Origin of the sequence: Acinetobacter sp. FDAARGOS_515 (genome assembly GCF_003938865.1) — a bacterium.
Classification (GTDB): domain Bacteria; phylum Pseudomonadota; class Gammaproteobacteria; order Pseudomonadales; family Moraxellaceae; genus Acinetobacter; species Acinetobacter ursingii.
In genome coordinates this window covers 407,228-424,557 of sequence record NZ_RKIX01000003.1, presented here as the reverse complement: position 1 = coordinate 424,557, position 17,330 = coordinate 407,228, and the positions used below count along the sequence as shown (strand labels likewise).

General features: G+C 39.3%; 14 protein-coding genes. 7 read left to right on the top strand and 7 right to left on the bottom strand.

Annotated elements, in window-relative coordinates; translation table 11 throughout:
- Positions 1 to 10 precede the first annotated feature (10 nt).
- The 5 genes from pgaA (at position 11) to EGS47_RS03490 (ending at position 7,140) form a co-directional block, all read left to right on the top strand.
- A complete protein-coding gene (gene pgaA, locus EGS47_RS03510) occupies positions 11 to 2,494 on the top strand; it encodes a poly-beta-1,6 N-acetyl-D-glucosamine export porin PgaA (RefSeq protein ID WP_125269186.1) in 2,484 nt (827 codons plus the stop codon).
- Positions 2,494 to 4,320 (top strand): poly-beta-1,6-N-acetyl-D-glucosamine N-deacetylase PgaB, encoded by a 1,827-nt coding sequence (gene pgaB, locus EGS47_RS03505; RefSeq protein ID WP_005003021.1) that lies wholly within the window; start codon positions 2,494 to 2,496, stop codon positions 4,318 to 4,320. The genes pgaA and pgaB overlap by 1 nt, the downstream gene beginning before the upstream one ends.
- Complete coding sequence (gene pgaC / locus EGS47_RS03500; protein WP_005003023.1) at positions 4,320 to 5,588, top strand: poly-beta-1,6-N-acetyl-D-glucosamine synthase; 1,269 nt, start codon at positions 4,320 to 4,322, stop codon at positions 5,586 to 5,588. The genes pgaB and pgaC overlap by 1 nt, the downstream gene beginning before the upstream one ends.
- Positions 5,578 to 6,063: a poly-beta-1,6-N-acetyl-D-glucosamine biosynthesis protein PgaD gene (gene pgaD, locus EGS47_RS03495; protein ID WP_005003024.1), complete on the top strand. Its 486-nt coding sequence runs from the start codon at positions 5,578 to 5,580 to the stop codon at positions 6,061 to 6,063. The genes pgaC and pgaD overlap by 11 nt, the downstream gene beginning before the upstream one ends.
- A 456-nt stretch (positions 6,064 to 6,519) precedes the next feature.
- Positions 6,520 to 7,140 (top strand): OmpW/AlkL family protein, encoded by a 621-nt coding sequence (locus tag EGS47_RS03490; RefSeq protein ID WP_005003026.1) that lies wholly within the window; start codon positions 6,520 to 6,522, stop codon positions 7,138 to 7,140.
- Positions 7,141 to 7,207: 67 nt separating this feature from the next.
- On the opposite strand, the gene EGS47_RS03485 is transcribed toward EGS47_RS03490, so the two are convergent.
- The 3 genes from EGS47_RS03485 to trpS all read right to left on the bottom strand — a co-directional run bounded on the left by EGS47_RS03485 (position 7,208) and on the right by trpS (position 11,143).
- On the bottom strand, positions 7,208 to 8,923 hold the full coding sequence (locus EGS47_RS03485; RefSeq protein WP_005003027.1) for a flotillin family protein: 1,716 nt from the start codon (positions 8,921 to 8,923) through the stop codon (positions 7,208 to 7,210).
- 11 nt (positions 8,924 to 8,934) lie between these two features.
- On the bottom strand, positions 8,935 to 9,588 hold the full coding sequence (locus EGS47_RS03480; protein ID WP_004990677.1) for a YqiJ family protein: 654 nt from the start codon (positions 9,586 to 9,588) through the stop codon (positions 8,935 to 8,937).
- Between the two features lie 541 nt (positions 9,589 to 10,129).
- Positions 10,130 to 11,143 (bottom strand): tryptophan--tRNA ligase, encoded by a 1,014-nt coding sequence (trpS, locus tag EGS47_RS03475; protein ID WP_005003030.1) that lies wholly within the window; start codon positions 11,141 to 11,143, stop codon positions 10,130 to 10,132.
- A 126-nt stretch (positions 11,144 to 11,269) separates the two neighbouring features.
- Here trpS and EGS47_RS03470 point away from each other — a divergent pair, with 126 nt between their 5' ends.
- Together EGS47_RS03470 and EGS47_RS03465 are read left to right on the top strand one after the other, a co-directional pair.
- On the top strand, positions 11,270 to 12,196 hold the full coding sequence (locus EGS47_RS03470; RefSeq protein WP_005003031.1) for a DUF808 domain-containing protein: 927 nt from the start codon (positions 11,270 to 11,272) through the stop codon (positions 12,194 to 12,196).
- Positions 12,197 to 12,240: 44 nt separating this feature from the next.
- A complete protein-coding gene (locus EGS47_RS03465; protein WP_005003033.1) occupies positions 12,241 to 13,140 on the top strand; it encodes a neutral zinc metallopeptidase in 900 nt (299 codons plus the stop codon).
- A 41-nt stretch (positions 13,141 to 13,181) separates the two neighbouring features.
- Here the strand turns inward: EGS47_RS03465 and EGS47_RS03460 are convergent, their stop codons facing one another.
- The 4 genes from EGS47_RS03460 to lipB form a co-directional block, all read right to left on the bottom strand.
- The gene (locus EGS47_RS03460; protein WP_004990667.1) at positions 13,182 to 14,567 is read right to left on the bottom strand and encodes an APC family permease; all 1,386 of its coding nucleotides are present in this window, start codon (positions 14,565 to 14,567) and stop codon (positions 13,182 to 13,184) included.
- A 268-nt stretch (positions 14,568 to 14,835) separates the two neighbouring features.
- On the bottom strand, positions 14,836 to 16,020 hold the full coding sequence (locus EGS47_RS03450; protein ID WP_005003035.1) for an iron-containing alcohol dehydrogenase: 1,185 nt from the start codon (positions 16,018 to 16,020) through the stop codon (positions 14,836 to 14,838).
- Between the two features lies 1 nt (position 16,021).
- Positions 16,022 to 16,555 carry a hypothetical protein gene (locus EGS47_RS03445; RefSeq protein ID WP_005003038.1) on the bottom strand — a complete coding sequence of 178 codons (534 nt, stop codon included), beginning with the start codon at positions 16,553 to 16,555 and terminating at the stop codon, positions 16,022 to 16,024.
- Positions 16,556 to 16,634: 79 nt separating this feature from the next.
- Positions 16,635 to 17,294, bottom strand: a complete 660-nt coding sequence (gene lipB / locus EGS47_RS03440) for a lipoyl(octanoyl) transferase LipB (protein ID WP_005003040.1) — start codon at positions 17,292 to 17,294, stop codon at positions 16,635 to 16,637.
- Positions 17,295 to 17,330: the final 36 nt, after the last annotated feature.

Below are 17,330 nucleotides of genomic sequence, written 5' to 3'. Positions count from 1 at the left end.
TCACATATTTTTGTTTAGTAGGTTTAAAAGCTGTTCTCATGAGAAAAAAATAAGTTTCCGTTATATCGGGATCATAAGTTTATATTCAATAACCACGATCAGTTTTGCCATAACGCCTCAGGATCAACAACGCGAAGCGATTATTGCCGAAATTAAACAAGGCAAACTTGAGACGGGTATTGCAAAGTTAGAAAGCTTAAGAGCACGTTATCCTAATGATCAAAGGATTCTGGCAGATGACATCATTGTCCTTTATCAAAATAATGCTTTTGGGTTGGAACAGATCAGCCTAGTTAAAAATTTGAATTTACAAACTTATCCTGAGTATGGTCAGTTAGTCTTGATCAAAGCTTTACGTGATTTAAAGCAACTTGATCTTGCACAATATTATGCACAACAATTTAATCAACGGCATTTTTCTAATGACATACAGCTGTTATTGGGAACTATCCAAGCTGAATCGAAAAAAAATGCGCAAGCACAGGCTAGTTTAAAATCGATCGATTCGAAGTCTTTGAGTGCAGAACAGCTTGCTCAGTTAGCTTATGCGTATCGTTTGTTGAATATGCCTGTAGAGGCGTTACAGGCAGCAAATTTAGCAATTGCAGCCCCTCAACCTAGTCGTAATATTCAAGAACAGTATATATACGCCTTAATACTAAATAGTGATTTTCGTAGTGCTGAACAATATATCCAGCAACATCAGCTTGAACAAAAAATTCCTAATATTCTTTATACGGTCAAAACACAAGAGTTTTCCCAGAAAATTAAAAACGCGATTCAATATTATAAGGTGAAGAATTATCAGGGCGAGGTCACTGAGTCATATCTTATATTGGATCAGGTACTTGCTCAAATGCAAGCTTATGAATCTGAGTTACCTAATGATCCGACATTGCGGCGTTTATTTTATTACGATTATATTTATGCGCTTAATTTTCGTGATCGCTACCACGAAGCTATTCAAACCCTCATCAAGCTGGATCAACCCTATGAGCAGATGCCACCTTATGTGCGTCAGGCGGCTGCCGATTCATTTTTAAAAGTCAGGCAGCCTGCGCAGGCAGAGTATCTATATAAAAGTTTATTAAAAGAAAAAAATTATCCTGATTATAGTGTCTATTCGGGTTTGTATTACGCACTGATTGAGCAGGAAAAATTTGATGAAGCCAATAAACTGATACAGGAGATGGATCATCTTTTACCTACATTCCGTTATAGTGCAGCAAAAGGGGTGGATAAAACTACCCATGAAGATCGTGCTGAGTATTTGGCTCTAAAAGGTTTAAATTATGCCTATCGAAATGAACAAGCCAAAGCAGAGCGCTATTTTCAAGATTTAGTCGCAAAAGCGCCGAATAATATCGGCTATCAAAACAATTTAGCAACGGTACAGCGTTGGCGTGAAAAACCACTGACCTCATCTGCGACTTTGTCTCAATTTAATGGGATAGAGCCTGTTTCCATCAGCACTTTGGTTAATCAAATGCAAAATAGTCAGGCGCTCAGCCGTGTAGCTGACTGGCGTGAACAAAATCAATTATTAACTCTGACTGCGCCAGACGATACTGGCGTACAACAAAGTAAAAAGGAACTCGAAGATCGTAATCATGCTTCAATTCAACATCAAAGTACATTTTCCAGAAGCCGTGCTGATCAACCAGAAGTTCTACAAAATTTAACGGGTTCGTCTGAGAGAGAACATCAAACACGGATCAATTCGCCGTGGTTTGCCGATGATTATCGTGCCTATGTTGATCTCGTACAGCGTAAAGCAGAATTTAAAGGAGAAGACTTAACAGATGAACGCTATGGTGTGGGGTTGGAGTGGGCAAATAATCGACGCTGGGCAAATCTACAATTAAGCCAGCGTTCACATTCCAATGATGTCGGGATTCAACTCGATTGGTCACACTGGCTTAATGATCATTGGCAATATGTTTTGGGTTTTGACAGTCAAGCAGATATTCCGCTACAGGCGCTTAAACAAGGCGATGATGGTAAAGCTTATAAGGCTCAGTTGCTCTGGCAAGCCAATGAATCCAAAAAGGCGGGTCTGGCTTATCAATTTACCGATATTGATGATGGCAATCATCGACATGAAATCGTGGGCTATTTTAGTCAGCAAATTTATCAAGCACCGCATCATATTACCCGGATGACGTTGAGAAATGAGTACGATAAAAATTCAGATGTTCAGGTGAATTATTTTAATCCACGTTATAGCAATAGTGCAGAAGTGATTTTAACTCATGACTGGATGACTTGGCGCAATTACGAACGTCATTTTAGCCAGCATTTTGAAGTGGGTACTGGCGCATTTTCACAAGCAGATTATTCAACCAAAGCTTTATTTAATGTTTTGTATCGACATGATTGGCAGTTATCCAGAACATGGTCAATGAATTATGGCATCGGTTGGTCAAATCATCCTTACGATGAAGAAAATGAACATAAAACATATGCCCAATTCGGTTTTGAAGGACGATTCTGATGTTCAAAAAATTAAAAATAATGATGGTTTTGCTATTACTGAGTCCTTCGGTGGGTCTATATGCACAAGAGATCAAAGAGGATGCCGAACTGCATACGCAAGGTCAGTTTGTCACCTTGACCTTTCATGATGTGCGTGATGATGTTGCTGTGAATGGCGATCGAGATAGTTATGCAATTAGTAGTAAAAATTTAGCTCAATTTTTGGCATGGCTGAAACAATCCGACTGGACGGTAATTCGGCTTGAAGATGTCTGGCAGGCACGTGAACACAACGTCGCCTTGCCTGACAAAGCCGTACTGTTGACATTTGATGATGGTGCATTGAGTAGTTATAGCCGTGTTTATCCTCTACTTAAACAGTATCAGATTCCCGCTGTTTTTGCGATCGTGACAAGCTGGATCAATGGCAATAATCACGATGCATATGAGGCTTATGGTCAAGGTAATTTAATGAATTGGCAACAGATGCGTGAGATGGAAAACTCACATTTAGTCGAGTTTGTTTCCCATTCAGACAACTTACATAAAGGGATTTTGGCAAATCCACAACAAAATATGGAACCCGCTGCAATCACCCGCCAATATTTACCTGCACAACAAAGCTATGAAACGGATGAAGTGTATCATCAGAGAATATTAAATGATTTAAAAAAATCAAAGACTATTTTAGATCAAAAACTAGGCATTAATACCAAAGCAATCTTCTGGCCGTATGGCGCAGTGACTAGAGAAACCGAACAGTTGGCCAAACAAGCAGGCTTACCGCTTTCCTTTAGTTTAGGAGATGTTTCGGTTCATGAAAGCTCGATACAGACGTATCAGCGTGCAATTGCGATGGGAAATCCAGTACCTGAAGAATTACATGCACAAATGCTTAGATTTCTTGAAGATATTCGACGACCTTCTAAAAATAGAAGAAGTCTCATTGCCATCGATCCAACTGATTTTGTGAGTGCTGATGGTACTTTAGATGATAAAAAATTGGGTCAAATGCTAGAGCAGTTGGCAAGTTTAAAGACCAACGCGATCATCTTTAAAGTAGTTGTCAATCAGAATCAAGATGGAAAAATAGACGGTGCATTTTTTCCGACGCGGTTATTGCCCCATCATCAGGATGTACTTAACCGAATGATCTGGCAAGCGAGGACAAGGATTGGGCAACAGGCTTTTGTAGAATTACCGCTTGATTTAGAAACAAAACAACAGATTCCGCTTGCGAATTTGACTGAGGACTTATTCAAGAACAATAGTTCATTGGACGGTCTGATTCTCAATGTACAAAACCATCTGGATTGTGCGTTGCAAACTCAATCTTGGAATCAACAATGCCAGCAAAATATTCAACAGATTTTCAAAATCAAAGAGCAAGTGAAAGCCAAAGCCAATGGTCTGATCAATATCAGCACCAATTTTCGTACCGTGCTTAAAGTAAAACCTGAGATTTCACAATTTAATGGATTAAAGCCATTGCTTGAACAAGGTCTAATGTGTAGCGATTTAATTTATGTTGAGCTTGATCCATTGCATGCCCCGAATACATTTAAGGCTTTTGTGAAAGCCAGTCAACCATTAAGCAGCCTAGAAAAGCAACGCTTAATGGTGGGCTTTGATATTTCGCCACAACAGAAAAAAGATTGGATGGTTTATAAAAAAGCCTATCAACAGCTTAAGAGCTTAGGGATACAAAAACTGGGTGTTGAAGATTATCAATTGAATCAGGGGCAGGCAATTCAGAAAAATTTATATGTTGATTTAAGCTTAAATGATTCTGCATTGAATTATAAAGATCCTTATATTCTTGATTCTAAAGCGGAGCACAAATAATGTTTGAATTGAGTCAGCTCCGTATCAGTGATGTTGTGTTTGGTTTTGCCTTTTTATATCCGTTATTTATGGCTTGGGCGTGGATTGCAGGGGGGCTATGGTTTTATTTTAAACGTGAATTTAATCAGCCAGATCATCCGAGTCCAAGTCAGGAAGGCTGTAGTATTCTTATTCCTTGTTTTAATGAGGAAAAGCAAGTTCGACAAACCATTCGATACGCCCTACAAAGTCAGTATCCAACTTTCGAAGTGATTGCGATTAATGACGGTAGTTCTGATCGCACGGGTGAAATATTAAATGAACTGGAAAAACAGCATCCGCAATTACGTGTTGTGCATCTGGCAGAAAATCAGGGTAAGGCGCATGCTTTAAGAGCAGGCGCGATGGTGAGTCAGTATGAATATCTGGTATGTATCGATGGAGATGCTTTGCTACATCCTTATACCGTACTCTGGATGATGCATCATTTAACGACTTATCCACGGGTCGGTGCAGTGACAGGCAATCCACGAATTATTAATCGTTCTAGTGTTTTAGCTAAAGTACAAGTCGGTGAGTTTTCTTCTATTATTGGACTGATCAAACGGGCGCAGCGAACTTACGGGCGTTTATTCACGGTGTCGGGTGCCATTGTGGGATTTCGTAAAGTGGCTCTGGATCGCATCGGTTATTGGCGCGACGATATGATCACTGAAGATATTGATGTTTCTTGGCGCTTACAGTTCGATCATTGGGACTTACATTATGTCCCGCAGGCACTCTGTTATATCTATATGCCTGAAACTTTTAAGGGACTATGGAAGCAACGCCTACGCTGGGCACAAGGGGGGATTGAAGTTATTTTTGCTTATGTGCCAAAAATATTCAAATGGCGACTACGCCGTATGTGGCCGATCGCGTTTGAGGCATTAATCAGCGTCGTTTGGGCATATGTGATGTTTAGTATTTTTGTATTGTATTTCTATGGTTTGTTTTTTAGCTTACCCGGAGAATGGGCGATTCAGTCTCTCTGGCCACAATGGTATGGCGTAATTTTAGGATTGACCTGTTTAATCCAGTTTTTAGTAAGTTTGTTGATTGATCGTCAGTATGATCGTCGACATTTTCGCAATTATTTTTGGGTGATCTGGTATCCACTTTTTTTCTGGATATTGGCCATGCTATCGACCGTCGTTGCATTACCTAAAACGATTTTTAAAACTCAGAAGCGAGCACGTTGGGTGAGTCCAGATCGTGGTTTTGGAGCAGAAAAAGAATATGAAAAATGATCAAATTCATTCGCATAGTCATGTAGATCAGAACCCACTGGATATTCCACAATATATTGATCGACCTGAATATGTGAAAAATAAATGGGCTGGATTTTCACTGCAAATTTTAGGGTGGAGTTTGTGGATGTGGCTGATTATGCCACTTTTTACTGTTTTTCTTTGGTGGTTTGAAGGGCAAAATATTTACAAACAGTTGTTTTTATCATTAAACAACAATGGTCGATATAGCTTGTATATGCTTGCGATCTGTATTGCGATTTTAATTCTGATTTTATTTGTCTGGGCATCTTATAACTGGATACGTTTTTATAATGTTCAAAGACGTAATGCACCAGAACCCGCAACCGAAGCTCAGATTGCGCAAAGTTTTAATTTAAATGTACGTGATATTCATACGATGAAAAGTTCCAAGAATATGATTTTACATTTTGATGAACACGGAAATCTGATTAAATATGACACAGATTTATAAAATACTTAAATATTTCTAATTTCAAAAGGTATTCTGATCAGGTGAATGCCTTTTGAAACTTATTTTTTCATAGTTAAAGATTGAAATTCAATAGAATAAACTTCTTTCATAAGACCTTTTTTATTTCTTCCTATGATAGGAAAATAAGGAGGGTTCAAACAATGATGAAAGAAGTCTAATAATTAAATCAAGAGCTGAATCTTTTCAATATATAGATGTGATTCAGTTAAACTTAGCATGTTTTCATTAATTGAAAATTTAAGATAAATAAATTGCGATTAATTATTTCTATCAAAAATCTAATCTGATTAAAGTGTTTAGACCAAATAATAGAATATGTCACTTAGAATGATTGAATCAAAGAACAATAAATCTTAGAGATCATTTATTTTTAGACTGATATGTATTTGGCAAGACTTATAAATCAGCATTTAAAAAGATAGAGGTAAGCTAAACATGCTTATAGATTTAAAACGATATAAAGGGTTGCTTGTGACTGTGATGGTTCTAGGCACTATGCCTCTGACTCATGCCGAAAACTGGCAAGTCAAACTAGGAGGAAGCTTTCTCGCGCCTGCACATGATAATGGTGTCTTAGCTGGTGCTAAAGCTGATGTCAGTAATGAATTTAATGCGACGCCATCAGTTGAATATTTTTTTGGAAATTCTCCGTTTTCCGCAGAATTATTACTTGCCTTAGCACCGTTTCAGCATGATATTCAGTTAAATGGAGTGGATGCCGCCAAATTTAAACATTTACCGCCAACCCTGACTGCAAAATATCATTTTAGAAACTCCACACGTTTTACGCCTTATATTGGAGCAGGGCTTACCGTCGCGATTCCGTGGGATGAAAAATTAATTGGAAGTGATACCAAGCTCAAAGCAGATGTCACTTATGGTTATGCAGGCCAGATCGGATTTAATTTTCAACCAGCAGATGCTAAAAACTGGGGCGTGTTTGCTGACGTACGTTATGCACAGGTTGAAAGTGATGTCAAACTTGATGGGCAAAAGATTGGGCGACTGGATGTCAATCCTGTGGTTTATACTATCGGTTATAGTTATCGTTTTTGATATCAATTTAACTTGATGAAAATGCGAAGCTAAATCGCATTTTCATCGAGATTGATCTCTGCACGTTTTATTCTTGTTTATGTGTATTGGACTTTAAATTTTGAGTAAAACCATTCATATCACCGCCTTGTAAGCCTAACTCATTCATCAAGCTATCAATTAAAGGCGCCTGAGAACGATAACGCAGTGCACTGTTTACCACTTGATCAGACAAAGACGTTTGCATATTTTCCTGACCTTCGCCTAAATTTGCGCCGGTTGCGAAACCATTTAAACCATTCACCTGCAAAATTTTGATGTCATCAATATTTTCCATCGGCTTAACGCTTTCACGAATAATTTCAGGTAGATATTTCATCAACGCAAGGCGAATTTGCATTTCGACCTGTTCAGTCGATAGAACATTGGATGCTTCATTGACCGCGCGAGTACCTTCGGCATCTACTTGATATTGTTTTTCCTGAGCCTGCGCGAGTAGCATTTTGGCATCAGATTCACCTTTTGCCTTTAAGCGTAATTTTTCCGCTTCAGCCTCTGCTGCAATACGTACCGCTTCAGCATCATCAACAGCGGCTTGTTTAGAAGCTTCTGCTGCAACCGTAATAGCAATTGCATCTTTTTCAGCCGCTTGTTTTGCTGCGACTAACTCGACCGCTTTTTCACGCTCTGCACGTTGGGTTTCACGAACAGTTAATACTTCTTCTTCGGCTTTTACTGCGGCTGCGCGAGCCTGATCTGCCAACGCCTTGGCTTCAGATTCAGCACGGGACTTTTCAGCAATGGCAATCGCGCGATCTTGTTCCGCCAGTTCAATGGTTTTCTTTTGCTCAACCTGCGCTTTTTGAATCAATTGGGCTTTTAAAATATTTTCATTTTCGACATCACGAGCAGAAGCAATACGTTTGATTTCAACTTCCCGTTCAGCCGCAATTCGTGCTTCTTCTGCTTCGCGTTTTTTTGCTGCTTCTTGCGACGCAATTTCTGCAAGTTGTTCAGCACGGCGAATCGAAATCTCGCGTTCTTGTTGCAATTTTGCATACTCTTCTTCACGCAAAATCTGCAATCGCGCCTGTTCAGTTTCAAGATTTTTGGCTTTAATTGCCAAATCTGCGTCCTGTTCAATGTCATTACGCTTTTTACGACGGTCTTCAATGGTTTCAGTCAGTTTGGTCAAGCCTTCTGCATCAAATGCATTTTGCGGATTGAAAAACTTAAAGCTGGTCTGATCCAGTCCAGTCAAAGACACCGTTTCCAGTTCCAGACCATTTTTAAATAGATCTTCAGATACAACTTGCTGAACTTTTTGTACAAAATCTACGCGTTTTTCATGCAACTCTTCCATCGCCATTTCAGCGGCAACAGCACGTAAAGAATCAACGAATTTACCTTCAACCAGATCTTTGAGTTCCTGAGGAGACATAGTTTTTTTACCCAGCGTTTGGGCCGCTGTGGCAATCGATTCGGCAGTCGGTTTGACCCGTACATAAAACTCAGCCATGACATCGACACGCATACGATCACGCGTAATCAGTGCCTGATCAGCCGCACGTTTTACTTCAAGCCGCAAGGTGTTCATATTCACTGGAATAATTTCATGTAAAACAGGAAGTACGATTGCACCACCATTTAAAATGACTTTTTCACCCCCAAAGCCTGTACGCACAAAAGAAACTTCTTTGCTTGAACGTCGATAAAGACGGGCGATAATGACGCCAATAATCACAAGGGCAACAAGAATGATGCCAGCAAAAATGAGAATCTCAAAAAGAGCAGAATTAAACATATTATTGTCTCTTAATCATTTGTAAGTTGAGAAATCGCCTGAAAACCGAGTTTGGTTTTCCGAGTTAAAATAACGATTTGTCCCTGTTGAAAGCTTTCATCTTGTTCTGGTTCAACCAAGACATAATGCGTTTGTCCGAATTGATCTTTTACTTTTGCTTGAGCGGGCGAATTGGCTTGAGCAATCCCTAAAATAATTTTTGCTGGTTGCCCAATCAAATCTTCACTATAAATTGCTGTGGTTTCATCTTTTGGTATGATTTTGCTGACTAAAGCAGAAGCCCAACGTACAAAAGGCATTGACAAAAAAAGCACCGCAGGGGCAATCAGCCATACTGAAAAATAATGTTCAGTAAAGGTATAAAATGTTCCCTGTATGATAAAACCGGTCAGGGCATAAGTGGTAAGAAAAACAATTAACCAGATTAATAAAGGGATTCTGCCTAGGTATAGCCAGTCAAAAAATTGCCAGAGCATGCCTTGATCGGCATCTAAATCGACATCAGGTTGGTAATCACTTAACTGCTCTGGAAGAAATTGATCTAAAACTTGAGATGAACCTCCAATCATAAGCAAGATAAGTTCAAGTATTCCAATGGCAAAACATAAAACTAAACTAATGCTGAAAATATAATTTGAAGGATGAGTAAACAAGTCCCACAACATAAAGCGGCTCTTTATCTTATTGAAATTAAATTATTGTTATTACTGTCTTTTTACGAGTAATTTAAAAACGATAACATTTATCATTTATAAAGTCTATTCTAAGTCTATCAATTTTATTCAATTTATTTTTTAAAGGTAATTTAAATAACAAAAGCCCTCAAATAAATAATTCTAATTTTTTTTTAATAATTAGCAGACAATGCGTGAAATATATGATTTACTACTAGAGTAAATTTTAAACAAAAAAAAGCGCAATGATTGGGGTGATCATTACGCAGAACAACGAATCTGTTATAAACAGCTTCGGTTAAGGAGAAATGTCATGAAATTGGGGAAATTCATAACTTTCATGACTTATAGTAATTTTATAACTGACCAAATTCATTGGTATTCACGTTAAGTAGTGTTAAATCACGTTAATAAAGCGATTATTTTGTGAGCTGTATATCATTTAAATAATGTATTGCTATTTCTTTAAAGAATATCATTCATAAAAAAGGCTCTTAATGATAAGAGCCTTTAAATAAAACAATGATTTAATTTAGAATTTAAATAAACCTAAACCATCTTTGACTTCATCTAATGTATTTTGAGTAATGATCCGGCATTTTTCAGTACCATCTCGTAATACATCCATAATGTAATCTGGATCTTTAGCTAATTCTTCACGACGTTCACGAATTGGGCTTATTAAATCTTTCAAAATTCCTTCAAGGCGCTTTTTCACCGTACCATCACCTAAACCACCGCGACGATAATGTGCTTTTAATTCTTCAACTTCTTCTGAGTTTGGATCAAAAGCATCTAGGTAAGTAAATACAATATTGCCTTCAACCTGACCTGGATCTTCAATACGCAAATGGTTCGGGTCGGTATACATGGCATTGACGGCTTTTTTAATGTCTTTATCCGAAGCATTTAAGACAATGGTATTGCCTAGTGATTTTGACATTTTGGCCTTACCATCAAAACCCGGTAAACGTGCCATGTTCGAAAGCAGGGCTTTACATTCAGGCAATAAGTCTTGACCGATTTGGCGATTGACGCGACGAACAATTTCATTGGTCTGTTCAATCATCGGGATCTGGTCTTCACCCACAGGCACTACAGTCGCTTTAAATGCGGTAATATCAGCCGCTTGTGCCACTGGATAGCATAAGAAACCAGCGGGAATATCGCGCTCAAAGCCACGCATCTGAATTTCAGATTTGATCGTTGGATTGCGCTCCAGACGTGCGACGGTCACAAAGTTCAGATAAAGCATAGTCAATTCATTCAGTGCCGGTAAGCAAGACTGAACGCAAATTGTAGTTTTAGCAGGATCGATCCCTACTGCTAAGTAGTCCAGTGCAACTTCTAGGATATTACGGCGCACTTTATCTGGATTATCTGCATTATCTGTTAAGGCTTGAGCATCTGCCAATAATAAATGTTGATGATGGCTGTCCTGTAAACCTACACGTGAGCGTAGTGAACCTACAAAATGGCCTAAATGAAGCTGTCCAGTGGGACGGTCGCCAGTCAAAATAATTGGACGATGATCAAGATTACTCATTCTCTATTCCAAAGTAGTATGAATCTACATATCATTAAACGATTGAATAGGCGACATTGTACGGCATAATTTTTTTTAATGTCAGTCACAATAAAAAAGAAGCCTAAAAAACCTAAGGAAAATTAAATGGCGAGTAGCTTACTTTTATTATTAGATGATATTGCCACTGTGCTGGATGACGTTGCCGTCATGAGTAAAATGGCAGCAAAAAAAACAGCAGGCGTACTGGGCGATGATTTGGCTTTAAATGCTCAACAGGTCAGTGGAGTACGCGCTGATCGTGAGCTTCCTGTGGTTTGGGGCGTGGCTAAAGGCTCTTTTATTAATAAACTGATCTTAGTGCCTTTGGCCTTGCTCATTAGTGTGGTTGCGCCATGGTTGATTAATCCTTTGTTGATGATTGGTGGTTTATTCTTATGTTATGAAGGCGTTGAAAAAGTCTTGCATTCTTTACATCATAAAAAAGCAGCGACAGCGGAAGAAGCCGCAGAAAAATTGGTGAAAGATGAAACTGATTTAGTCACCTATGAAAAAGAAAAAATCAAAGGTGCTATTCGTACTGACTTTATCTTATCAGCTGAAATTGTGGTGATTTCTCTGGGGACTGTGGCAGCCGCATCTTTTATCTCTAAAGTGACGGTATTGAGTATCATCGCCATTATTATGACAGTGGGTGTATATGGTTTCGTTGCCATGATTGTCAAAATTGATGATTTAGGACTTTATTTGACGCAACAAACATCAAATGTAAAACAAAGTATTGGACGCGGTTTATTGGCATTTGCGCCGAAGTTAATGAAAACTTTAACGATTGTAGGGACGATCGCAATGTTTCTTGTTGGAGGCGGTATTATTGCGCATACCATTCCATTGTTACATCACTTTACTGAAGATACCACAGACCATCTGGAGCTGATTCCAAACGTTGGTAATATTATTGGTGCAATCACCCCGACGTTGATCAATTTCGCAGTTGGGATGATTGCTGGCGTCATCGTATTATTGGTTGTAAGCTTAATTCAAAAGCTGTGGCCTAAAAAAGTAACTTCATAGAGTTGAATGAAGTCATCATTATAATAAAAGATAAGAGGTGAATTATGCGCTGGAAAGGTCGTCGTATCAGTACCAATGTGGAGGATCGTCGTGGCGGCGGCGCTGCCAAAGCAGGCGGTATTAGTATTTTGGGTTTAATCATTGCTTTTGTGGCATGGAAGTTTTTTGGTGTTGATCCACAAATGGCTTATCAGGCGACTAAAAGCGTTACTCAACAACAGCAGGTCAGTGATCAGGCTCCTCAACAACTGACACCTGAACAGGAGGAGGCTTCTGAATTTGTGGGAACTGTACTGGCAGATACCGAAGATACATGGTCGCCCATTTTTAAACAGCTAGGCGGAACTTATACTCCCCCCAAATTGGTCATGTTTTCTGGCGCGATTCGTTCGGGCTGTGGTACAGCTCAAGCTGCAATGGGGCCGTTTTATTGTCCCGCAGATCAAAAAGTCTATATTGATACCGCTTTCTTTAAAGATATGCGTCAGCAAATGGGAATATCGGGTGAGCAAAATCAAACTGAACTTTCCCGTCAAGATCAAGCAGGCGATTTTGCACAGGCTTATGTGATAGCACATGAAGTTGGTCATCATGTGCAAAATCTGCTTGGAATCTCTTCTCAGGTACAACAAGCACAGGCGCAAGGTACTCGTACCCAAGGCAATCAGCTTTCGGTTAGATTAGAGTTACAAGCCGATTGTTTTGCAGGAATATGGGCAAACCATAATCAACAAAGAACCCAATTTTTAGAGCAGGGTGATATTGAAGAGGCGATGGATGCCGCGCAAAAAATTGGTGATGACTATTTGCAAAAACAGGCAACAGGTCAGGTGGTACCAGACAGCTTTACCCATGGTACCAGTCAGCAACGTATGCATTGGTTTCAGGTCGGACTTAAAACGGGTGATTTAAATCAGTGTAATACTTTTGAATCCAATCTCTAATAAAAAATAAAGGGCTTATCTAAGCCCTTTATTTTTAAAATTTATTCATGTTCATTGTGCTGTGGAGGTGGATAACGGAATCCGCGAGTTTTGTAAGCTAAATAGCCGACTCCAATCGCAGCCCAAATCAAACCAATTTTCAGTGCAAGTTGATCGATTTCAAGCCACATCATAAATACACTGGCAAAACCAAGTACAGGAATGACGATATAATTAAAAATATCTTTGATATTTTTGGTACGTCCATCACGCAATGCATAGCGTGAAATCACTGAGAAATTGACAAAACTAAACGCAGTTAACGCACCAAAGCTAATCAGATTGGCAATGTGTTCAAAATCAAGGAAACCTGCTGCAAGCGCCACTACCCCTACAATGATGATGTTATAGGTAGGTGTATAAAGCTTAGGACTAATATGTCCAAAGATTTTCTTGTTAATGACCCCATCACGACCCATCACATACATTAAACGTGAAACACCAGCATGGGCTGAAATCCCTGAAGCCATCACCGTGACAATCGCAAAATAAAGAATCACCGTTTGGAAAGTGATTCCACCGATTGCCAATAAAATTTCAGGCTGGGTTTCATCAATTTTCTTGAAGTAATTTGCAGGGTCACTCGGAAAGTAAATCTGCATAAAATAGGTGCTAATAATAAAGATCACCCCTGCAATTAATGCAGTCAGGAAAATGGCTTTAGGCAATACTTTTTCAGTGTCTTTGGTTTCTTCCGCCAAAGATGACAATGCATCAAAGCCCGTAAATGAGAAACACAGAATGGTTGCACCTGTGATCAGCGCACCAATAGATGTCATCTCATTCCAGAAAGGTGCGATGCTCCAGAGTTGGTATTGTGATTGATCCAGACTACCATCGGCATTCATGCCCTGAGTGAGCAGCAAATAGACTTTATACGTAAAGTAGAAAATGACGCCAATCTGGATAAAAACAATTGTACTGTTAAAACGAGCCACAAAACGAGCACCAAACAAATTGACCACAGTCATAATGATGGTTAAGCCAATGACCCAAATCCAGTTATTGACATCTGGAAACAGCGCACGCAGATAAATATCGGCCAAAATAATATTGACCAACGGAGAGAGTAAATAATCGAGCCATGATGACCAGCCCACCATAAACCCGACATTGGGATGAATGGATTTTTGTGCATAGGTATATGCTGAGCCAGCAGAAGGATAACGCCTAATCATATGTCCATAGCTGATGGACGTAAGTAGGATTGCAATTAAAGCAAAAATATATGACGTTGGTACATGTCCATGGCTATCTTGTGATACGAGACCAAACGTATCAAATACAGTCATGGGCTGAATGTATGCCAAACCGATGATAATGATGTGCCATAGCACAAGATTTTTTTGCAGTTTAGCCGCAGGTTGAGTCCCAGTGTGAGTTGTCAACGGCGTATCCTCATAATCGTTGATCAAGGATCAGTCATGTCTGTTAAGGATCGTTTGAGACGAACGATCCCCCCTATATGAAAAAGTAAAGTGCGCCAATCTATCCTAAATCGATGCCTTTTGTCAGTAACTTTGTGGATTTTTTAGCAAATTTTTTGCCAATTTGCTAAAAATTATGATGAATGAAAATCATAAAAAAAGAAAAGAGTCTGAATGACTTGAGAATTCAGACTCTTACTTAGAGTAACAACAGCGAATGCGTTTTAAATTACCATGCTTTTTGTAAAATGGCTTTTAAATCGTCAAAGTTCGCTTCTTTGGGATTATAGATAATTGAACCATCATTGAGCGCTTTTTCTGCAATCTCATCAAGCTGTGCTTCTGTCACTTTACCTGTTTCACGTAAATTACGCGGCAATTTGGTCATCATGAATAAACGGTCACGCATGGCTAAAATAGTCGCAATGGCTTTTTCAGCACGAAGATGAGCAGGGGTTTGTGCATAAATATCTGCACCCGCCAATGGCAGTAACAATTCACCGATTTTGTTGCCATTTACTTCCTTGTTGTACTCAAGCACATACGGTAAGAACAAGTTCATGCAAAGACCGTGTGGTAAGTGTGCAACTGCGCCTAACGCATGTCCAAGCGAATGTACCAAACCGACCATAGAATTAGAGAATGCAATTCCGCCCATGGTTGAAGCTTGTGCCAACTCTAAACGACCTTGTGCATCTGACGGGTTTTCGATGACATTAAACAAGTTTTCACTAATTTTTTTAATGCCCGCACTTGCATAGGCATCGCTTAACGGATTGGCGGCTAGACAAGTATAAGCTTCCACACAATGCGTCAGTGCATCCATACCTGTCATGGCAGTTAAATGTGCAGGTAAAGTTTGCGTCATACGTGGATCAAGAATCGCAGCATGCGGCATGAGATAATAAGATGCAAATGCCAGTTTTACATTCTTTTGCGTATCTGAAACCACGGCAACCATGGTGACTTCCGAACCTGTCCCAGATGTGGTTGGAATCACAAAAAATGGTTTGAGTGGTTTAGGTAAGTTATGTGCACCAGAATACTTGAGTAGATCGTTACCACCCTCAGACACTAAAATATTGGTTGCCTTTGAGGTATCAATCACTGAACCACCACCGACTGCAATAATTGCATCGCAGTTGTTGTCACGATAAAACTGGGCAGCATTACGGACGGTTTCCAGACTTGAATCTGGTGGTACATCATCAAAAATATAGCCAATTTCAGCATCAGTCGATGCAAAAGCCGTTTCAATCGGCTCAAGTAATTTATTTGCTCTTACGCCTTTATCAGTAATGATCATCGGACGTTTTGAACCTAAAGTCGCAAGTTCAAATGGAATGTGTTCTAAAGCAGCACTGCCTGCAATGACTTTAACTGGACAAAAAAATTCATAATACGGTTTAGCCATTTTATACACTCCGTTTTAAGTATGACTGTGCGACTTTCAGATAAATATTGGCTGCTTCACTGAGTTTATCTTTCAAACTAAGCTCGGTTGGATATTGTTTTACGGCGAGCGATGCCACGACTTTTGGTAAAATTAGAGATTCCATTTTATTGAGGCAGCGTACCAGTCGAATTGCACTGGAGACATCGCCATCAGCAATCATACGGTCATTTGCAAATGCCTGTGCCGTACTTTCCTGAAATGAAAATACCATAAAAGCATGGGTTAAATGCTTGAAAGTAATGGTCAAATCAGGTTTTCCCTGTTCAAGCGAAATCAGTTGCAAATTTTTATCTTCAGTCACTTTCGCAACAAATGCAGGCCCGTTAGGGAATACATTCATGGATAAAACAAAGCCTACTGGAAATTTCGCCACTTCATTTTGTATTTCTTGATCGACCTGACTTGCCATTACGAGACCACGTCCAATCACATCCATCATGAGTTTGACGTAGCCCATTTGCAATGCGGGTTTTACGGTTTTACTTGAAATCACACGTTTATCCCTTTTAACATTCTAATTTTGAGTTTTAGAGTAATTACTCTAAATAGTTTTTTGGAAAAAATAAAGTAAATTATGCAGAGGTGACTTCTACGTCACTAAAGTAATCGGTGTTGTTAAAATATTCAACTACATCTGAAGCAAGCTGTTCAAACGTTGGATAATCTTGAACAAGGTCAGATAAGCGAACCATCTCCAGCCCCGCATAACCACAAGGGTTAATGGTTTGAAAGCCAGTTAAATCACAATCAATATTTAACGCTAACCCATGATAGCTGCGTCCACGTCGGATTTTAAACCCGAGTGATCCTATTTTACGTTCGTCCACATAAACGCCCGGTGCATCAGGTTTGGCATAGGCCTTGATTGCATATTTGTTTAACAGATCGATCATCAGCTTTTCAGCAAAAGAGACCAATGTTCGTACATTCCATTTCAAGCGATTTAGATCAAACATAAAATAAATGACCATTTGACCTGGGCCATGCCAAGTGACTTGACCACCGCGATCGGACTGTACCACAGGGATATCAGTTGGAATTAAAATATGTTCGGGCTTGCCTGCTTGTCCCTGCGTGAGCACATTTGGATGTTGCAAAATCCAGAGTTGATCGGGCGTATTTTCATCCCGTTGTTCAGTCAGATTTTTCATTTCCTGAAAACGATCAGCATAAGGGGTCAAGTTTTGATATTGACGTATAGTCAAAGTTGGTTTGATTATGACGTTATTCACAAATGTCAGCCCTATGTTCAATCAAAATACTTGTTC